At 69.5% G+C, this 17,390-nt stretch carries 21 protein-coding genes; 11 read left to right on the forward strand and 10 right to left on the reverse strand.

Annotated elements, in window-relative coordinates; translation table 11 throughout:
- The first annotated feature begins 52 nt into the window (after positions 1-52).
- Both speB and AD72_RS25940 read left to right on the forward strand, forming a co-directional pair.
- The gene (gene speB / locus AD72_RS25935) at positions 53-1,006 is read left to right on the forward strand and encodes an agmatinase (RefSeq protein WP_031469204.1); all 954 of its coding nucleotides are present in this window, start codon (positions 53-55) and stop codon (positions 1,004-1,006) included.
- On the forward strand, positions 1,003-2,496 hold the full coding sequence (locus AD72_RS25940; protein WP_037347334.1) for a purine-cytosine permease family protein: 1,494 nt from the start codon (positions 1,003-1,005) through the stop codon (positions 2,494-2,496). The genes speB and AD72_RS25940 overlap by 4 nt, the downstream gene beginning before the upstream one ends.
- Positions 2,497-2,508: 12 nt before the next feature.
- On the opposite strand, the gene AD72_RS25945 is transcribed toward AD72_RS25940, so the two are convergent.
- Genes AD72_RS25945 through AD72_RS25955 form a run of 3 tightly spaced genes read right to left on the reverse strand, consistent with a single transcriptional unit; the run spans position 2,509 to position 4,448 of the window.
- Positions 2,509-3,180 (reverse strand): hypothetical protein, encoded by a 672-nt coding sequence (locus AD72_RS25945; protein WP_031469206.1) that lies wholly within the window; start codon positions 3,178-3,180, stop codon positions 2,509-2,511.
- Positions 3,177-3,821, reverse strand: a complete 645-nt coding sequence (locus tag AD72_RS25950; RefSeq protein ID WP_031469207.1) for a hypothetical protein — start codon at positions 3,819-3,821, stop codon at positions 3,177-3,179. Before AD72_RS25950 ends, AD72_RS25945 begins: the two co-directional genes overlap by 4 nt.
- A 6-nt stretch (positions 3,822-3,827) precedes the next feature.
- Positions 3,828-4,448: a hypothetical protein gene (locus tag AD72_RS25955; RefSeq protein WP_156365380.1), complete on the reverse strand. Its 621-nt coding sequence runs from the start codon at positions 4,446-4,448 to the stop codon at positions 3,828-3,830.
- Positions 4,449-4,475: 27 nt separating this feature from the next.
- Here AD72_RS25955 and AD72_RS25960 point away from each other — a divergent pair, with 27 nt between their 5' ends.
- The 4 genes from AD72_RS25960 to AD72_RS25975 all read left to right on the forward strand — a co-directional run bounded on the left by AD72_RS25960 (position 4,476) and on the right by AD72_RS25975 (position 7,420).
- On the forward strand, positions 4,476-5,543 hold the full coding sequence (locus tag AD72_RS25960) for a pentapeptide repeat-containing protein (RefSeq protein ID WP_051899026.1): 1,068 nt from the start codon (positions 4,476-4,478) through the stop codon (positions 5,541-5,543).
- A 69-nt stretch (positions 5,544-5,612) separates the two neighbouring features.
- On the forward strand, positions 5,613-6,068 hold the full coding sequence (locus tag AD72_RS25965) for an SRPBCC family protein (RefSeq protein ID WP_031469210.1): 456 nt from the start codon (positions 5,613-5,615) through the stop codon (positions 6,066-6,068).
- Between the two features lie 35 nt (positions 6,069-6,103).
- Positions 6,104-6,409, forward strand: a complete 306-nt coding sequence (locus tag AD72_RS25970; RefSeq protein ID WP_031469211.1) for an ArsR/SmtB family transcription factor — start codon at positions 6,104-6,106, stop codon at positions 6,407-6,409.
- A 27-nt stretch (positions 6,410-6,436) separates the two neighbouring features.
- Positions 6,437-7,420, forward strand: coding sequence for an MBL fold metallo-hydrolase (locus AD72_RS25975; protein WP_231644962.1), 984 nt, complete (start codon positions 6,437-6,439; stop codon positions 7,418-7,420).
- A gap of 3 nt (positions 7,421-7,423) precedes the next feature.
- On the opposite strand, the gene AD72_RS25980 is transcribed toward AD72_RS25975, so the two are convergent.
- Positions 7,424-8,032 carry a TetR family transcriptional regulator gene (locus tag AD72_RS25980; protein ID WP_231644963.1) on the reverse strand — a complete coding sequence of 203 codons (609 nt, stop codon included), beginning with the start codon at positions 8,030-8,032 and terminating at the stop codon, positions 7,424-7,426.
- Positions 8,033-8,108: 76 nt separating this feature from the next.
- Between AD72_RS25980 and AD72_RS25985 the strand changes: the two genes are divergently transcribed.
- Entirely contained in the window at positions 8,109-9,524 is a 1,416-nt protein-coding gene (locus AD72_RS25985; protein WP_343123747.1) for an MFS transporter, read from the forward strand.
- A gap of 10 nt (positions 9,525-9,534) precedes the next feature.
- Here the strand turns inward: AD72_RS25985 and AD72_RS25990 are convergent, their stop codons facing one another.
- Both AD72_RS25990 and AD72_RS25995 read right to left on the reverse strand, forming a co-directional pair.
- Positions 9,535-10,212 (reverse strand): response regulator transcription factor, encoded by a 678-nt coding sequence (locus tag AD72_RS25990; protein WP_031469215.1) that lies wholly within the window; start codon positions 10,210-10,212, stop codon positions 9,535-9,537.
- A complete protein-coding gene (locus tag AD72_RS25995; protein WP_063890801.1) occupies positions 10,209-11,441 on the reverse strand; it encodes a sensor histidine kinase in 1,233 nt (410 codons plus the stop codon). Before AD72_RS25995 ends, AD72_RS25990 begins: the two co-directional genes overlap by 4 nt.
- Before the next feature lie 163 nt (positions 11,442-11,604).
- Here AD72_RS25995 and AD72_RS26000 point away from each other — a divergent pair, with 163 nt between their 5' ends.
- Together AD72_RS26000 and AD72_RS26005 are read left to right on the forward strand one after the other, a co-directional pair.
- Positions 11,605-11,934 (forward strand): hypothetical protein, encoded by a 330-nt coding sequence (locus tag AD72_RS26000; protein ID WP_031469217.1) that lies wholly within the window; start codon positions 11,605-11,607, stop codon positions 11,932-11,934.
- Positions 11,931-13,247 carry a cytochrome P450 gene (locus tag AD72_RS26005; protein ID WP_031469218.1) on the forward strand — a complete coding sequence of 439 codons (1,317 nt, stop codon included), beginning with the start codon at positions 11,931-11,933 and terminating at the stop codon, positions 13,245-13,247. Before AD72_RS26000 ends, AD72_RS26005 begins: the two co-directional genes overlap by 4 nt.
- Here the strand turns inward: AD72_RS26005 and AD72_RS26010 are convergent, their stop codons facing one another.
- Complete coding sequence (locus AD72_RS26010) at positions 13,248-14,402, reverse strand: EstA family serine hydrolase (protein ID WP_031469219.1); 1,155 nt, start codon at positions 14,400-14,402, stop codon at positions 13,248-13,250. It abuts the gene before it with no gap.
- A gap of 84 nt (positions 14,403-14,486) precedes the next feature.
- Between AD72_RS26010 and AD72_RS26015 the strand changes: the two genes are divergently transcribed.
- Positions 14,487-15,068 carry a TetR/AcrR family transcriptional regulator gene (locus AD72_RS26015; protein WP_031469220.1) on the forward strand — a complete coding sequence of 194 codons (582 nt, stop codon included), beginning with the start codon at positions 14,487-14,489 and terminating at the stop codon, positions 15,066-15,068.
- 5 nt (positions 15,069-15,073) lie between these two features.
- Here the strand turns inward: AD72_RS26015 and AD72_RS26020 are convergent, their stop codons facing one another.
- The 3 genes from AD72_RS26020 to AD72_RS26030 all read right to left on the reverse strand — a co-directional run bounded on the left by AD72_RS26020 (position 15,074) and on the right by AD72_RS26030 (position 16,758).
- Positions 15,074-15,517 carry a DoxX family protein gene (locus AD72_RS26020; protein ID WP_031469221.1) on the reverse strand — a complete coding sequence of 148 codons (444 nt, stop codon included), beginning with the start codon at positions 15,515-15,517 and terminating at the stop codon, positions 15,074-15,076.
- Between the two features lie 135 nt (positions 15,518-15,652).
- Positions 15,653-15,823 carry a 50S ribosomal protein L32 gene (gene rpmF / locus AD72_RS26025; RefSeq protein WP_031469222.1) on the reverse strand — a complete coding sequence of 57 codons (171 nt, stop codon included), beginning with the start codon at positions 15,821-15,823 and terminating at the stop codon, positions 15,653-15,655.
- A gap of 62 nt (positions 15,824-15,885) precedes the next feature.
- A complete protein-coding gene (locus AD72_RS26030) occupies positions 15,886-16,758 on the reverse strand; it encodes an alpha/beta fold hydrolase (RefSeq protein ID WP_031469223.1) in 873 nt (290 codons plus the stop codon).
- A gap of 56 nt (positions 16,759-16,814) precedes the next feature.
- Here AD72_RS26030 and AD72_RS26035 point away from each other — a divergent pair, with 56 nt between their 5' ends.
- Positions 16,815-17,387 carry a TetR/AcrR family transcriptional regulator gene (locus AD72_RS26035; protein ID WP_031469224.1) on the forward strand — a complete coding sequence of 191 codons (573 nt, stop codon included), beginning with the start codon at positions 16,815-16,817 and terminating at the stop codon, positions 17,385-17,387.
- The last annotated feature ends 3 nt before the right edge of the window (positions 17,388-17,390 follow it).

Consider the following 17,390-nt stretch of genomic DNA (forward strand, 5'->3'; position numbering starts at 1 on the left):
GGAGGATCCGCGGGTTCCGGTACACCGCTCTGTTCGCTCAGGCTTGTCCACCATGGAAGACCAGGAGCCGATCGGGCCGGTGGACGCGAGCAGGATCCCGCGCTATGCGGGCGAGAACACCTTCGCCCGGCTGCCCAGGCTCGCCGACGTGCGCGAGGCGGACACGGTGCTGTGGGGCGTGCCCTTCGACACCGGGGTCAGCTACCGGCCCGGTGCCCGGTTCGGCCCCGCGCACGTGCGGGCGAGCTCGAAGCTGCTGCGCCCCTACAATCCGGCGCTGGACACCGAACCGTTCGCGCTCGGCCAGGTAGCCGACGGTGGCGATGCCGGGGTGAACCCCTTCGACATCCGGGAGGCCATCGGCACGATCGAGCGGTGCGCCCGTGAGCTCTCCGGCACGGACCGGCGGCTGCTCACCATCGGCGGCGACCACACCATCGCCCTTCCGCTGCTGCGGGTGCAGCACGAACGGCACGGGCCGGTCGCGGTGCTGCATTTCGACGCGCACCTGGACACCTGGGACACCTATTTCGGCGCCCCGTACACGCACGGCACACCGTTCCGCAGGGCCGCGGAGGAAGGGCTGATCGACTTCGCGCACTCGATGCACGTCGGCATCCGTGGCCCGCTGTACTCCGGACTGGACCTGGAGGACAGCGAACGACTCGGCTTCGCCGCGGTGCACGCACGGGACTTCCTGCGCTCCCCGATCGACGAACTGATCGAGCGGATACGCGAACGCATCGGGAACCGTCCGCTGTACGTCTCGGTGGACATCGACGTGCTGGATCCGGGATTCGCGCCGGGGACCGGAACCCCCGAGGCGGGCGGGCTGTCCAGCCGGGAGCTGCTGGAGATCCTGCGCGGGCTGCGTGGCATGGACATCGTGGGCGCGGATGTGGTCGAGGTGTCCCCTGCCTACGACCATGCGGAGATCACCGGGATCGCCGCGGCCCACGTACTCTACGAACTGCTTTCCGTACTCCCCGGGCGGGCACGGTCATGACGGTCACCGAGATCGAGGTCCACGGGGTCGAGCCGATCCCCGAGGCGGAGCGCACCTCCCGGCCGTGGGATCTGTTCCGGCTCTCCTTCGGCGGCGCGAACACCTTCGCCACCATCATCCTCGGCACCCTGCCGATCACCTACGGCCTCGGTTTCGGGGCGGCGCTGAGCGCCACCCTGGCCGGGGTACTGGCCGGGGCGCTGATCCTCGCCCCGATGAGCCTGTTCGGCCCGGCCAACCACACCAACAACGCGGTGTCCTCGGGGGCGCATTTCGGTGTCGTCGGCCGCTGTGTCGGCTCGTTTCTGTCCCTGCTGACCGCGATCGCGTTCTTCTCCATCTCGGTGTGGGTCTCCGGGGACGCGGTCACCGGTGCGGTGCGCAGGCTCGCCGGGGTGGACGGCGGAAACCTGGTGCGCGCCATCGCCTACGGGCTGATCGCGATCGCCACCTTCGTGGTCTGCATCTACGGCTACCGGTTCATGCTGCTGGTCAACAAACTCGCCGTGCTGGCCTGCACGGCGCTGATGCTGCTCGGTGTTCTGGCCTATGCGGGCGATTTCCACGCCGGGGCGACCGGGCACGGCGGTTATGCGCTCGGCGGATTCTGGCCGACCTGGGTGCTCGCCGCGCTCACCGCGATGGCGAACCCCATCTCCTTCGGCGCCTTCCTCGGTGACTGGTCCCGTTACATTCCCGCCAGTGCACCGAAAACGCGGGTACTGGCGGCCCCGTTCCTCGCCCAGTTGTGCACCATGCTGCCGTTCGGTTTCGGCGTGGCCACCGCGACCCTGGTGCCCGACCCGAACGACTACATCGCCGGGCTCACCGCGATTTCGCCGCTGTGGTACGCGATTCCGCTCATCCTTGTCGCGCTGATCGGCGGGCTCTCCACCGGAACCACCGCGCTGTACGGCACCGGCCTGGATTTCAGCTCGATCTTCCCGAGACTGTCCCGGGTGCGCGCCACCGCCCTGATCGGCTCACTCTCGGTAGTGTTCGTCTTCCTCGGTTCCTTCGTGTTCGACGTGGTCGCCAGCATCAACGCCTTCGTGACACTGATCGTGCTGTGCACCTCCCCGTGGATGGTGATCATGATGACCGGCTACTGGCTGCGCCGCGGTCACTATCTGCCCGACGATCTGCAGGTGTTCAACCGGGGACAGACCGGCGGGGCCTACTGGTTCAGTCACGGGGTGAACTGGCGCGCCATGGCGGCCTGGATTCCCGCGACGACGGCGGGACTGCTCACCGCCAACACCCCGCTGATCACCGGGCCGCTCGCCGGGATCGCCGGTGGTGTGGACATCAGCCTCGTGATCACCCTGGTGTTCGCCGCGATGCTGTACCTACTGCTGGTGCGAATGTTCCCGGAACCACGCGGGGTATACGGACCCGCGGGCCCGCGGCTGATTCCGGCCGCGGCCACCACGGTCCAGGCGATCACGCCGACCAAGCACTCGGAAGCGGTGCGGCGCAAGGTTTCCTGAACGACCGGGCCGTCACTTCCTCGGGTGGTCGGGCATTCGCTCGTACACCGCGCCCATCGCCTCGTTGTTCTGCGCGAACATTCGCTCGTGGTCGTCCTCGGTTCGCCGGGAACACTGCACGAGCGCCTTGGAGGCGAGGAAGGACTCCTGGTCGAGAACGTTCACCTCGTGCTGAATGGTCAGGTCCCGGTCCAGATCGAACAGGGCCAGCTCACGGTCCCGCATCCGGCCGGGCCATTCGTATTTGCCGAGCAGCAGGGCAAGGAAGGAGCGTGCTTCGGCGAGGCCCGCGATCCAGTGCGCTGGGCGCAACCCGGCACTGTCCGGCCCGTACGCGATCGCCTCCGCCACCGTCTTCCCGCCGCGCCGGATGGGATCGTGCGCCTCGTAGCACAGGATCGAGGACCGCGCCGCGGTGATCGCCTGTTTACCACGGTGATTGCGCTCCAGGAGCACGGTCCGGCTCTCCCGGTGCAACCGCTCGAGGAACAGGGATCGGCAGTAGTAGGCGAATCCCATTCGCGCGTCGTACTCCGGCCCGGTCAGTTCTCTGCTGCCCAGCCGACGGATCAGGCGCGTCGCCGCGACGTTCTGCGCGAGCGCGCCGCGATAGTCCCCTTCGGCGGCGCGCCGCGCCCCATCGGCGAGGTGCGCTTCCAGTCTGGCGCGTGCCCTCGTGGTCATTTCCCCATCGCTTTCCGGTAAACGGCCAGAATGTCCGCGGGAGCGGAACGCCAAGCCTGTGACGGCGCCTCGGCGGTGAGCAGCCGGTGCGCCTGGCTCACCTGATCGCGAATCCGGCGCAGATCCTCGCGGTCGTAGGCGAGACCGACCCGGATCAGTTCGGTGAAGGTCTGCACCGCGTTGCTTCCGAGGCGTTCGACGGCCGGTTTCGCCGCCGCACCACGGTTCCTGGCCAGCAGCAGCGCGAGGAAACCGCGCGCGTTGGCGGCATCACCGATGTGTTCCTCGAACGGAACGACCGCCGCATCGCCGTGCTCGGCCCGGAATTCGCGGACCTTCACCGCGACGAGATCCGGTGCGCCACGCGCGGGATCCACGTCCAGGTACAGGTCCACCGCGGTTTCCGCGGCATCGCAGGCCGAGTCCCATTCCATGAGCCGGGCCAGGATTCCGGCCCGTTCGCAGTACAGACCGGCGAGGGCCGGCCGGTCGGCGAGACCGTGCAGGACGTCGAACCGGGCGGCACGTTCCAGCATCCCGATCGCGCGCAGATTCCAGGCCGCGGCCCGGCCGTGGTTTCCGGATTCGGTGAGCGAGCGTGATTTCCGGATCGCCCGGTTGATCTTTCCGGTTCGTGGCATCGGCGCTCATCCGTCCGGTTCACCGAGGTGATCCCGCGCGGCCCGGTACTGCTCGCGTACCCGGTCGACATCGGCCTGACCGAAGTGCTGCCCGGCCCTGGCGAGCACCTCGTAGGTCCGCACCGCGGCGCGGCCGTGCTGACGTGCCGCCGTGGCGGCGGATTCCCCCTGCTGCTCGGCGAGCAGGCGGGCGAACCGTGCCCGGGCGTCCGCGGCGTGCGCGATCAGGGTTTCCATTTCCTGGCCCTCGTCCCGGAATCCGCGCAGCAGGGGTTCCACCGCCGAGGGATCGCCGTGACTGGGATCGAGGTCTTCGTAGAGCTCGCTCGCCGCGCGGGCCGCGGCCAGTGCTGCCGCGCCGGCACCGGTCCCGTCCAGGATCGTCGCACGGTTGTACAGCAGCCCGGCGAGCACGAACCGGTGATAGGTGTTCTCCGGCTCGTGCCGCATCAGCCGCTGCACACAGGCCTCGGCGTCCTCGCTGTGCCGCACCGCCATGGCCAGGTCACCCGATTCCGCGCAGGCGATCGAGCGCCGCATCGCACTCGATGCGCGCTGCCGGTCCTTCTCGATGCCGCGACGTCCGGACAACAGTGCCCCCAGATGCGTGCAAACTGCTGACAGCAAGGTGACCAATATGCCACAAATAGGGCCATGACGCCCCAGAAAGAGCCGTATCCCCGTCCGCTCGCGGCTCCGCTCACCAACCGGACGATCGCCTTCACCGGACTCGCCCTGATCGTGTTCGCCGTGGCGATCGGGGTCGTGCTGCCCTGGTTGTTCGGCGGCAGCACCCCCGCGGACCGGGGGCGACTCGAAGCCATCCGGGTGGCGGGCACCATCGTGGTCGGTGCCGGTGGCCTCGTCGCGCTGTGGCTCGCCGCGCGCCGGCAGCGGTCCACCGAACTCGAACTCAGCCGCCAGTACGCGGCCGACCGGGTCAGCGAACTCGACGCGGTCGAACGCCGGATCACCGAGCTCTACACCAAGGCCGCCGATCAACTCGGCAGCGAGAAGGCCCCGGTGCGGCTCGCCGGGCTGTACGCGCTGGAGCGGGTGGGCAGCGGAGCACCCGATCAGCGGCCGACGGTCATCAACGTCATCTGCGCCTATCTGCGCATGCCGTTCACCAGGCTCGGTTCTCCGGAGAGCGAGGGATACCAGGAGCGGGTTCAGGAGCGGGAGGTGCGCTTGACCGCGCAACGCATCCTGCACCGCAGGCTGACCACCGCGGCCAGTCAGGAACACCGTGCGGACCAGCGATGGACCGGACTCACGATCGACCTGACCGGTGCCTCGTTACGGGAGGCCGAGTTCGCGCGGGCCGATCTGAGCGACGCCGTTTTCGCCGGCGCGAAACTGGTCGGCGCCGTCTTCACTTCCGCCAAGCTCGACCACGCCGACTTCACGGCGGCCGACCTCGGTGAGGCCGAGCTCGAATCGGTGCAGTCGATGCGGGCCGTTTTCACCACGGCCGAGCTGACCGGCGCGGTACTGACCAATGCGACGCTGCGCGAGGCGAACTTCAGCCATGCCCGGCTCGACGGGGCCGACCTGTCCGGCGCCGAGCTGACCGGAGCGGTGCTGCGAGACGCCCGGCTCGGTTCGGTGCTGTTCACCGACGACACCACCTGGCCGAGCGAGGAAATCCGGAAGAGTGCGCTGGACAGGGCCGCCGCCGAGGGATCCGGCTACCGGACCCATCCGGACTGGCACCTCTGAGCACCCGGATGTCACGCCTCGCGTCCGCGACTTGTCTCCGGGAGGAACCACGCAACGAGGAGGACCGCCATGGAAACCGTCACCGTCGAACGCGTCATCCCGGCACCCATCGAGGAGGTGTTCGACTGGCTGACCACGACGAGCAACTATGCGGCATCGCCACTCGTACTGCGTTGCCGGCTGACCCGGCCGGGAGCGGGCGCACCGTATGGAGTCGGGGCGATCCGGACCCACCTGTGGCTGATCGGCTGGTTCCGAGAGCGGATCACCAGCTACGAACGGCCCCACGTCACCGAATACGTGGTGGATCGCAGCATGCCGCCGAGCAAGCACGAGCTCGGCAGGATGGAGTTCACCGAGGTCGAGGGCGGCACCCACGTACTGTGGCGGACCCGCGCCGAGGTCCGGATCCCATTGGCCGGCGCGTTCCTCACCCGGCTGCTCGCCCAGCCGATCCTGAGTCGGACCTTCGGCACCATCCTCGAAGCCGCCGAGAAAGCGCTGGCCGCAGCCGAAGTTCGATGATCGGCGAAGCTCGAAGAATCTCCTATCATGGAAACATGCGGCAACCACGGCATCCGGGCACCGAGGAGATCGAGCTGGCGAACGTCCTCTCCGCTCTCGGTGATCCGGTGCGGCTGCACATCGTGGAGGTACTCGCGGACGGGGCGGAGCACACCAGGGACGACTTCGAGGTCGCCCTGGCGCAGTCGACGCTGAGCCACCACATGAAGACCCTGCGGGAGGCGGGCGTCACCCGGCACCGCAACGAGGGAACACGGTGCTACGTCCGGCTTCGCGCGGATGTGGACGAACGCTATCCAGGTGTGCTCGGCAGTGTGCTCGCCGCCGTACGACGATCCTGAAACCCTTGCCACACCGGCACGAATCCGGTGGAATGGTCGATCGTGCTGCGCTCATCCGGGGAATCGGCGGAACTCGTGCTGCTCGGTACCGCCGGAGGTCCCCGGCCGCAACCCGAACGTGCCGGTATCGCCTCGGCCCTGCGAGTCGGCGAGGCACTGTATCTGGTGGATCTCGGCTACGGCGCCTGCCGTCAGCTGACCCTCGCCGGATTCGGCTTCGAACGGCTGCGCGCCGGGTTCGTCACCCACCTGCATTCCGATCACATCGCGGATCTGGGCAATCTGCTGCTCTACGGCTGGTATGCCGGACTCTGCGAGGTGCCGCGCCCGGTCCGGCTGTTCGGACCGGGACCGCGGCCGCCCTACCGGGATCCGGGCGCCGCCGGACTTCCCGGGTTCACCGAGACACTGCGCAGGCTGCTGCATGCCTATGCCACCGATATCGAGGACCGGATCATCGACAATGCGCGGCGCCCGCCGGAGGAGGTGCTCGACGGTACCGACATCCCGCTGCCGGACTCGCTCGGTTTCGACCCGCGCACCCGCGTCGCCCCGGACATGGAACCGCTTGCGGTCTACCGCGACGAGCACGTCGAGGTGTCCGCGATCCTGGTGCAGCACGCACCGATGGCCCCGGCCTTCGCGTTCCGGTTCGACACCGCGCACGGCTCGGTGGTGTTCTCCGGCGACACCGGGCCGTGCGCGAACCTGGTGCGCCTGGCCCATGGCGCCGATGTGCTCGTCCACGAGGTCATCGACGAGCACTGGATCCAGCGCAGCTACTCTGGCGCGAACGACCCGGTCGCGGCGGCCATGTTCGCCCACCACACCACGGCGCACACCTCGATTCCCGATGCCGGGCGGATCGCCGCCGAGTGCGGTGCGCGCACCCTGGTGCTCACTCATTTCGTGCCCGGCCACAATCCGGCACCACGCTGGCACGAGGCCGCGGACACCTTCGGCGGGCGGCTCGTCGTGGGAGCCGATCTCGACCGGATTCCGCTGCGCTGAGACTCAGGCCTCCGCCGGGCGACGGACCGGCTCCCCGGCCAGTGGGACACCGGAGGCGAGCCGTCCGAGCAGATCGTCCAGCTCCTCGACGATGCGCTCGCCCCTCCCGGCGTCCATGCGGGCCCGGGCGGCGAGGCGCACCCCCATCAGGATCCCGCTGAACAGCAACACGTCAGAGTCGTCGGGTGTGCGCCCCGTCGCGGGCCCGACGATCCCGGCGATCTCCTCGAGGCCGAACGCGTTGCGCTCCCGCAGGATCGCCGCGATGGCGGGCACCGTCCTGGCCAGCTCCATGCGGACTTCCTCGAGCTCACGGGCCTCCTCGCCGAGGGAGGCGAACGAGTCCCGCAGTACCCGGCGCACGGCCTCCAGCAGCGGAGTCCCCTCCGGCACGGCGGCCATCATGCGGTACATCACCGGGTCCACGTTGTCGAACAGGAGCACGTCCTCCTTGGTGCCGAAGTACCGGAAGAAGGTGCTGCGGCTGACCTCGGCGGCCGCCGCGATGTCCTCCACCGTCGTCTCGGCGTACCCCTGATCACGGAACAGGCGCAGGGCATGCCGCTGTAGCTCGGCGCGCGTGCGCTGCTTCTTTCGCTCCCGCAGACTCATGTGCCGATTGTGACACGCGAGCATATTTGACACTGAGTCTCATTTGACGCGTAGTATCAGAATCGTGCGTGCATCAGTGAACGAGAGGCGATCCGATCGCCGAACTCCGTCCCGTGGGTTGCTGCCGGGCCTGACACTCGCGTGTCTGGTGGTAGCGGTCATCAGCAGCCTTGGTGCGCCGCTGATCCCGGTCATCGCCTTGGCCGAGCACGTCTCGCTCGCCGAAGCCCAGTGGTCCTTGACGATCACGCTGCTGGTGGCCTCGGTCGCCGCCCCGGTACTGGGCCGCTTGGGAGACGGGCCGGACCGGCGCCGGGTCTTCCTGTTCGCGCTTTCCGCGTTGACACTGGGCGGAGTGCTCGCGGCGCTGCCGCTCGGGTTCGGCCCCTTCCTGCTCGGTCGCGGCCTGCAGGGTCTGGGGGTCGGGCTGACACCACTGGCGATCGCGACCGCCCGGGACAACCTGTCGCCGGAACGGATGCGGGCCGGGGTCGCGATGCTCTCCACCACCGCCGCGGTCGGTGTTGGTCTCGGCTACCCGATCACCGGGCTGCTGGCGGAGGCCGGGGGTCTGCACCTGCCCTACTGGTTCGGGGCGGCGGTCGCCGCGCTGGCGTTGCTGATCGCGTGGCGGGTCGTCCCCGGCTCGGTGTCGCGCCGCCGGGAACGGCTCGACATCACCGGCGCGGTGCTGCTCGGCGCCGGGCTGTCCGGTCTGTTGCTGGCGCTCAGCGAGGGCGAGGCATGGGGCTGGGGATCCGCGTTGGTGATCGGGATCTTCCTCGCGGCAGCGGCGGTACTGGCGGTCTGGGTGTGGTGGGAACTGCGGGTCACGCAGCCCCTGGTCGCCTTGCGGCTGCTGGGTGAACGCGCCGTGCTGACGGCGAGCGTGGCCACCCTGCTGGCCGCTGTCGGGATGTACCTGCTGATCTCCCCGGTCACCACGTTCGTCCAGACACCACGCGCCACCGGTTACGGACTGGGTGGCACCGTCGTCATCGCCGGACTGGTGCTGATCCCGTTCTCCGCCACCAGCTATCTGATCACCCGGGTGGTGCCCTGGCTGGTGCGGCGCACCTCCTACGAACTGGTGCTGCCGCTGGCCTCGGCCATGATGCTGGCCGCCATGATCCTGTTCGGCCTTGCCCGGGACAACATCTGGGAGATCGTGCTGATCATGGCGATCGCCGGGGTCGGGACCGGCAGCATCTTCGCGGTGCTGCCCGGCTACCTCATGCGCGCCGTTCCGGAACACGAGACGAGCAGTGCGATGAGCTTCAACCAGATCCTGCGCTATGTCGGCTATTCCACCGGAAGCGCACTGGCCGCGGTCCTGCTGCAGGCACAAACCGCGCCGGGGCAGGAGTTCCCGGCGAACAGCGGCTACACGATCATCGGTATGGTCGCCGGTCTCGGCTGGGTGCTCACCGCGGCCGCCGCGATCCTGCTGCCGCTGCGCCGAGCGCGCCGCGGCCTCCCGCGACAGGGCTGACGCGACCGGTTCAGCCCCGGCTGTTGGGAGTGACGATGCCGTGATCGTAGGCGTAGACGATCGCGGCGGCGCGGTCACGCAGATCGAGTTTGGCGAAGATCCGGCCGATATGGCTTTTCACCGTGACCTCGGAGATGACCAGTTCCTCGGCGATCTCGGTGTTGGTGCGCCCGCTCGCGATGGCGTACAGGACATCCCGCTCCCGGGTGGTCAGTTCCGCGGGCGGGGCACCGGGCGCCCCGGAGACGGCAGCCTCGCGGTAGGTGGCGAGCACCCGGGCGGTGACCCCGGCGTCGAGCCAGCTCTCCCCCGCCGCCACGGTGCGCACGGCACGGATCAGATCCTCGGCGGGCGAGTCCTTGAGCACGAACCCGGCCGCGCCCGCCCGCAGCACCCCGGAAAGCAGTTCGTCGTCGTCGAAGGTGGTCAACGCGAGCACTGGCGGCCATTCCGCGCTCGCCCGGATCCGGCGGGTGGCCTCGATACCGTCCACCCGTTTCATCCGCAGGTCCATCACCACGACATCGACATCCTGTGCGATGAGCGCGGCCGGCACCTCCTCGCCGTCGGCGCACTCGGCCACGATGAGAAATCCCGCCCGCCTGCGCAGGATCCGGCGCAGCCCGGAGCGCACCAGCTCCTGGTCGTCCACCAGCAGCACGCGGATCTCGGCATCGGTTTCGGTCATGAGGTCCTCGGCCGGGGTGCCATGGACCGGATCGGACAGGGACCGTCCGGTTCGTGCGCGGGATCGGGCTCATGCAGCGGCACGGAGACGTCCACGATCCAGTGTCCGCCGCGCTGCGGGCCCACGGTCAGTTCGGCGCCGAGCTGACCGGCGCGGGTGGTGATGCCGTCCAGACCGGTTCCGGTGTCCCGCCGTACCGGTTCACCGCTCGGCAGCGTGTTCCGGATGGTGAGCCGGACCCGGTCCCGGTCGATACGCAGCCGCACGTCCGCCGTGCTCCCCGGAGCGTGCTTGACGATGTTCGCCAGGGACTCCTGGGCGATCCGGTAGAGCCCGAGGCCGCGGGTGGCGTCGATCGTGCCGGGATCCCCGCTGTGCTGATATTGCACCTCGACACCCGCTCCCCTGGTCCGCTCGACCAGCGTGGTGATCTCGGCGAGGTCCGGGAGCGGTTCGGTGCTCGGCTGGTCGGCGGGCAGCAGTCCGACACTGCGCCGGATGTCGGTCATGGCCCCGCGCCCGATCCGCTCGGCCTCGGTGAGTGCCTCGATCGCCTCGGTGAGGTCGCCGTCGGTGGCCAGCGCGTGCCGGGCGCCGGTGACGTGCAGCAGGGTGATGCTCAGCGAATGCCCCACCACATCGTGCACCTCACGGGCGATGCGCTGGCGTTCGGCGAGCACCGCCTGTTCGCGCTCGGCCGTCCTGGTGGTCCGTTCGGCCGCGAGCGCCCGGATCTGCCAGCGCAGCGTGATCCCGACCTGGGTGCCGAGCAGCACGCCGACCACGTAGACCGGCGCGCTCTCCAGGTACCCGGTCAGCCCGGCCACGATCGGGATCGCGCCGCCCACCACGGCCGCGGCCACCGTGATCAGCGGGCGTGAGGTGGCCGCGACCTCGGCGACCGCCACGGTGAGCAGCCAGGGTGCGATATCCGTGGACACCGGATGACCGAGCAGCAGTACGACCACCGCGGCACCCGCCAGCAGCGCCTCCATCCAGGGGCGCAGCATCCGCCCGGTCACGATCCACACCACGAGATGGGCGTACAGCAGCGCCCCGGCGACCACGAGCCAGCCGGGAGCGAGCGCATACCGCTGGATCAGTGCGGCGACCGCGATGATGGTGCTCGCCGCGGTGGCCCACGCCGGCACCCACCACGGATACGGCACACCGAGGCGGGCGCAGCTGTGTTCGATGCGCGCCTTCACCCGTGTCACTACCGCCAGCACGAACCCAGCATAGGTGGCCGCGGACCGGTGGGCATCCTTCGCCGGGCGGGCGGCCGCCTCCTACCAGGGTAGGAAACGAAATGCCGTCCACGGCTCGAAGAAAACCGCCCCGCGCGGGCCCTAGCCTCGTCCGCAGACCGCACCGCAGACGTGGGAGGACCCTATGGGCTGGAACGAGACCCACCGCTACTACGCGGCGCTGCGCGAGGTGACCGAGGAACTGGAGCGCTCCGGCGAACCGGTGCTGCCCTGGCGGGCCGAATACGCCGAGATCTTCGGCGACCGCCGTGGCCTGCTGCTGGCCCTGCGCAGGCGCTGGGAGCTGCTGGTGCAGGCACAGGTCGAGCCATTCCACGAGCCGGATCGGCGGCTGCGCGAACTCGGCGAGGAGAATTCCGGGCTGCTGCGCCTGTTGCGCCGCCACGCGGCCGAATTCGCGGCACCGGCACCCACCCGGATCACCGCCCGCCGCGGACTGGGAGGTGTGGCATGAACCGGCTGCGCTCGGCGACGGTGTGGGCGATCCGCTACGGGCTGCCCGGTGCGGCCATCCGATTCGGCGCCCGCCGCGGTGATCTGATCGCCCGGCTCACCGCCGACCAGTCCGTCCGCGCCGATCCGTTCCGGGCCTACGACGAACTGCGCTCCAGGGGACCACTGCCCTCGAACCGGTTCGTCAGCGCGACCGCGAGCCATCGGGTGGCAAGCGACGCCTTGCGCGGCAACGGTTTCTTCGCCAATCCGGGCGGCGGAGTGAACGCCGCACTGGACCGGGTGCTCGCCGCGGCCGTCGATCCGCAGGCGATCGGCCCGGTGGATCAACCCTCACTGCTGACCATCCGTCCCCCGGAGCACACCCGCCTGCGCCGGCTCGTCGCGCACGCCTTCACCCCGCGGGCGATCTCCTCGTTCAGCGAACGCATCCGCGAGGTGGCCGAGGATCTGCTCGACCGGATCCCGGACGGGGAGCCGTTCGATCTCGTGGAGCGCTACGCGGGACCGCTTCCGGTCATGGTGATCGCCGAGATCCTCGGGGTGCCGACCGCGATGCGCGAGCAATTCCTCTCGTGGGGCAACGAAGCCGCGATGACCCTCGACCCGGACCTCGGCTGGCGGGCGTTCTGGCGCGCGGACACCGCCCTGCGCGGCCTCAACGGCTGGCTCGGCGAACACCTCGGCCAGCTGCGCCAACAACCCGGCGAGGATCTGCTCAGCGAACTCGTGCACCACGACGAGGACGGCGACCGGCTCAACGATACCGAACTGCGCGCCACCGCGCTGCTTCTGCTTGGTGCCGGGTTCGAGACCACGGTGAACCTGCTCGGCAATGCCGTGCGGCTGCTGCTCGAACACCCCGACCAGCTGGCCGCACTACGGGCCGATCCCACCGGCTGGCCCGGTGCGGTGGAGGAGGTACTGCGCTACGAGTCCCCGGTGCAGATCACCCTGCGGGTGGCGGAACGGGACACCGAACTCGCGGGTATTCCGGTTCCGCGGGGGCGCGCCGTGGTCCTGATGCTCGGCGGGGCCAATCGCGATCCGGATGTGTTCGAGGACCCGCACACCTTCGACATCACCCGCGCCAACGCCCGCGAGCATCTCGCCTTCTCCGCGGGCATCCACTACTGTCTCGGCGCGCGGCTGGCCCGCCTGGAAGCCGAGATCGCGCTACAGGCCCTGTTCGAGCGGTTCGGCGAACTGCGCCCGGCCGGTACCCCGTCCCGGCGCCGCACCCGCGTACTGCGTGGCTACGACCGGCTCCCGTTGCGCGCCGAACCCGGAAGACCGGGCGCGGCGCCGGTGTGATCAGGCCGCTGCCACGGCCGCGTACAGCGCGCGGATCAGGCGATCGTTCTCCGGAGCGGCCGCGGCGGGGAACGGGGTGCGCCGCCGGGTGTAACCGTAGGCGAGGCCGTTGCGCGGATCGGCGAACGCCTGCTGGCCGCCCGCCCCGCTGTGCCCGAACGCGCCCTGTCCGAGCACCGGATGGTACTCACCGGTGACGTGGAACCCGGCCCCGAATGCCTTGTGCTCGCGGGTGACAAGGTCGTAGCCGATCGAGTGGATCTGCGCGAACGCGGCGGCGGTTTCCGGGCGCAGCAACGGCGGAACACCGTCCACCGCACCGATCGCGGCCGCGTACATCCGGGCGAGCCCGCGCGCCGAGGCCACGCCACCGAACGAGGCGGTGCCGTTCGCCCGTACCGCCCGGAAGTTCGGCAGTTCCCACACTTCCGGGTTCCGCGGATGATGCCGGTTGAAGGCGATTCCGGTCAGGCTGTTCGGTCCGCTCGCACGGGCCACGAGCGCGGCGCGCCGTTCGGGGGTGAGCAGCATCGGCTGCGCGCACCGGAATCGGTGCTCCTGCTCCTCCGGAAGGCCGAGATGGAAATCCACCGCGTACGGCGCGCGCACCCGGTCGGTGAAATGCTGCTGCACGGTCCACCCGGTGGCCCGGCGTACCACTTCCCCGCTCAGCGCGGCGGCGACCAGTGCGTGGTATCCGAACGCGGTCCCCGGCCGCCAGTACGGGCGCTGCGCACCGAGGCGTTCGGCGACGATCCGGTCATCGGCGAGCTCTTCGATGCCGAACCCCTCGTCCGCGCCGACCAGACCCGCCCGGTGCGCGAGCAGCTCCCGCACCGTGATGTCCTGCTTGCCCGCCACGGCGAACTCCGGCCAGTAGTGCGCGACCCGCTCGTCCAGGCTCAGCGCGCCCTCCTGCACGAGCAGCGCGACGACCAGGTGTGCCGCTCCTTTGCTCGCCGAGTACGCGCCGAGCAGGGTGTCCCCGGTGAGCTCTGGACCGGTCCACAGATCGACGATCGGCGCGCCGTTGCGGTAGACCACCAGCTGCGCGGCGAGGTCACCCCCCTCCTCGGCGGCGACCGCGGCGAACTCCTCGCGCACCGGTTCGAGTCCTTCGGCCACCGTTCCCGCTACCGCGTTCGATTCCGTCATGACCCGAGCCTAACAGAATTTGTAACCATTGGTCATAAACTCTGCCGTGCGGCACCCGCACGGGGTTCTCGTACAGTCGTCCCCATGGCCGATGCCCCGACAGCCCGGAACCGCCCCGGGCGCCCAGCACAGCTGTCCCGGGAACGGATCGTCGATGCCGTGCTCGCGGCGGGGAACCTGGACACGCTGACCATGCGGGAGCTCGCCACCCGCCTCGAGGTCAGCCACGGGGCGCTCTATCGCTGGGTGAAGAACCGCGAGGAGCTGTTCGATCTGCTCAGCGAGGTCATGGTGGATCGCGTGCTACCCGATGAGGGGCCACGGGGGCGATCCTGGCGCCCCTGGCTCGGCCGCGTCGCCTGGGCCATGCACGACCAGTTCCTCGCCGTACCCGGCTACGCCACCCACCTGGCACGGCCACACCGGCACAACGCGCACTCCTTCGGCCGGATGCGGAACGCGGTCAGCACCGCGTTCACCGCGGCCGGTGTGCCACCCGAACTCGCCGAGCAGAGCTGGTACATCTTCATCACCTCGCTCGTCAGCTGGCTCGCCACCCAGGAGAACCCCCTCGAACTCGGGGAACGGGCGCCGCGCTTCGAGCTGTTCCTCGACGCCCTGCTGCGCGGGCTGCCCGCACGGGAACCGGGTATCGAGCGGCGGTAGCGCGTTCACGTGCTCGCCGGTGAGCGCGCCCCTTCCGGCTCACTTCCGGCATTGCCCACGGTGGCACGGATCGCCGCGTCCACCGACCAGCGCCCGCTGCCCATGCAGGCGATCACCAGCATCGCCCAGCAGTAGAGGACCGCGGATTCACCGTGGTTCTGAATGGGCAAGGCGCCACCTGGCTGGTGCACGACGAAGTACGCGTACGCCATGGCACCCGCGCAGATGATCGCGGCGAACCTGGTGGCCAGCCCGAACGCCACCAGCAGCCCGCCCGCGAGTTCGATGACCGCCGCCCACCAGTCCGGCCATTCCCCCACCGCGGGGAGCGGACCGGCGCCGGTGAAGACACCGAACAGCTTATGCAGCCCGTGACAGGCGAACATCAGCCCCACGATGATCCGGAACAGCACATAGACGGGCGACTGCGCGCGATGAAGGAAACTCATACTCGGTCCTGCGTTCTCCCACGTTGCCGGATGGACGGGTCGCCGAGAAGTGGTGGGAGACGCAGCGCGGTACGCCATCATGATCGGCGAACAGCACCGCGCCCAGAATGGGCCATAAGTAGGTATTTCGCTGTGTCAGCGGTCACGCCCGCCGGTCTCGCCGTGGAAGTGCCTGATCAGCGCGCGGGGCACCAGCTTGCGCTTGCCGTCGACCACGATCGGCACCAGATCCGGCGGTGTCGCCTGCCATGCCGCCCGCCGGGTCCGCGTCCTCGAGCGCGACTTCTTCCGCTTCGGTACCGCCATGTCGTTCCACTCCTCCGTTGCCCTGCGGCCATGCCAACGGAGACCCTACATGAAAACGATTATCAATAACCGCAAGGGCTCCGGTGGAGGTGCGCCATGATCTCGTCCACGATCGCCGGCCACAGCTCACGCGGCAGGTCGTGCCCCATTCCGGGGTAGGACACGAACCGGGCACCGGGAATGGCCGCGGCAGTCGCCCGGCCCGCGCGCACCAAACACATCGGATCGGCCTCGCCGTGGATGATCAGCGCGGGACACCGCACCGAACCCAGCTCGCACCGCCGGTCCCCCGCGGCGAGCACGGCGCGAAGGATTCGCACGTCCCCTCGTGGATTGAGCCCGCGCTCGTACTGCCGCCTGCCGACGTCCCGCCAGTGCCGTTCGTCGAGCGGATAACCGGGTGAACCGATGGCGCGGAACAGCTCCACGCACTTGCACCCCTCCTCGTCCCCGTTCCGCGCTTTCCGGCGCATCGCCCGCCACGCCCGGAAATTCGGCAGGAGCTTCTGCCGATTCACCAATGGTGAGACGCTCGGGGTCGAGGCCATCGAGACGAGGCCGCGCACCCGCTCGGGGTGATAAGTGGCCGTCGCCTGCGCGAGGATACCGCCGAGCGACAGGCCCAGGACATGACCGCCCGACCACCCGAGGGCGTCGAACACCGCGATGACATCGTCGGTCATATCGCGCAGCGTGTACGCGGGCGGACGACGCCTGCGCGGGACGTCGTACCGGCTCAGATGGGTGGACAGACCGGTGTCACGGTTGTCGATCCGCACCACCTGGCAGCCACGATCGACAAGGGCCGCGCGGAATCCCCGCGGCCACATGACCATCTGCCCCGCGGCTCCCGGCAACAACAGCAGCGGGAACCCGCTCGCGGGACCCGAGCTCTGATAGGCGATCCCGACATCCGCGTTCCACGCTGTTTTCATACACCGTATGATAACGGTGCCGGATCGGGCGCACAATGCGCTGTAAGGTGCCGAACGTGCCGAAACAGGTCGATCATGCGCAGCGGCGGCAACTGCTGGCGGAGGCCATGTGGCGGCTCGCGCACCGGGACGGGGTCGAAGCGGTGAGCGTGCGCGCCGTCGCCGCCGAGTCAGGAGTCTCGATCGGCACGGTGCAGCACTACTTCAAAACCAAGGACGAACTGCTCGAATTCGCCGTCAGCACGGTGAACGCGAAGGTCGATGACCGGATCCGGCAGCTGCTCACCGAACAGACCGAGCCGCGCGCGAGCCTGGAGACGATGCTGTCCGCCATGCTGCCCGGCGAGCAGTACGGGATCATCGAAGGCCAGTTCCTGTGGACGCTGCAGCTGCGCGCGGCGACCCGGCCGGGCAGCGGTGCGCAACTGCGCGCCGCGGGCGCGGAATTCGAACAGAACCTGGCCGCATCGCTGCGCGAACACACCCGCTCAGCTGACCCGGAACTGGACGCGACCACGCTGCTCGCCCTGTTGGAAGGGCTCATCGCGCAATGCCTGCAGGGCAGGCGGACCGCCGGCGAGGCGAGAACGGTGCTCGCGGCAGCGCTCGACCGGCTCTTCGGGGCATGAGCC

Source organism: Sciscionella sediminilitoris, from assembly GCF_000737195.2.
GTDB classification, from domain to species: Bacteria; Actinomycetota; Actinomycetes; order Mycobacteriales; family Pseudonocardiaceae; genus Sciscionella; species Sciscionella sediminilitoris.

Bases quoted from the DNA above. Each gene is read 5' to 3' on its own strand.
- speB (WP_031469204.1), top strand. From the start codon at position 53: ATGGAAGACCAGGAGCCGATCGGGCCGGTGGACGCGAGCAGGATCCCG.
- AD72_RS25940 (WP_037347334.1), top strand. From the start codon at position 1,003: ATGACGGTCACCGAGATCGAGGTCCACGGGGTCGAGCCGATCCCCGAG.
- AD72_RS25945 (WP_031469206.1), bottom strand. From the start codon at position 3,180: ATGACCACGAGGGCACGCGCCAGACTGGAAGCGCACCTCGCCGATGGG.
- AD72_RS25950 (WP_031469207.1), bottom strand. From the start codon at position 3,821: ATGCCACGAACCGGAAAGATCAACCGGGCGATCCGGAAATCACGCTCG.
- AD72_RS25960 (WP_051899026.1), top strand. From the start codon at position 4,476: ATGACGCCCCAGAAAGAGCCGTATCCCCGTCCGCTCGCGGCTCCGCTC.
- AD72_RS25965 (WP_031469210.1), top strand. From the start codon at position 5,613: ATGGAAACCGTCACCGTCGAACGCGTCATCCCGGCACCCATCGAGGAG.
- AD72_RS25970 (WP_031469211.1), top strand. From the start codon at position 6,104: ATGCGGCAACCACGGCATCCGGGCACCGAGGAGATCGAGCTGGCGAAC.
- AD72_RS25980 (WP_231644963.1), bottom strand. From the start codon at position 8,032: ATGAGTCTGCGGGAGCGAAAGAAGCAGCGCACGCGCGCCGAGCTACAG.
- AD72_RS25990 (WP_031469215.1), bottom strand. From the start codon at position 10,212: ATGACCGAAACCGATGCCGAGATCCGCGTGCTGCTGGTGGACGACCAG.
- AD72_RS26000 (WP_031469217.1), top strand. From the start codon at position 11,605: ATGGGCTGGAACGAGACCCACCGCTACTACGCGGCGCTGCGCGAGGTG.
- AD72_RS26005 (WP_031469218.1), top strand. From the start codon at position 11,931: ATGAACCGGCTGCGCTCGGCGACGGTGTGGGCGATCCGCTACGGGCTG.
- AD72_RS26010 (WP_031469219.1), bottom strand. From the start codon at position 14,402: ATGACGGAATCGAACGCGGTAGCGGGAACGGTGGCCGAAGGACTCGAA.
- AD72_RS26015 (WP_031469220.1), top strand. From the start codon at position 14,487: ATGGCCGATGCCCCGACAGCCCGGAACCGCCCCGGGCGCCCAGCACAG.
- AD72_RS26020 (WP_031469221.1), bottom strand. From the start codon at position 15,517: ATGAGTTTCCTTCATCGCGCGCAGTCGCCCGTCTATGTGCTGTTCCGG.
- rpmF (WP_031469222.1), bottom strand. From the start codon at position 15,823: ATGGCGGTACCGAAGCGGAAGAAGTCGCGCTCGAGGACGCGGACCCGG.
- AD72_RS26030 (WP_031469223.1), bottom strand. From the start codon at position 16,758: ATGAAAACAGCGTGGAACGCGGATGTCGGGATCGCCTATCAGAGCTCG.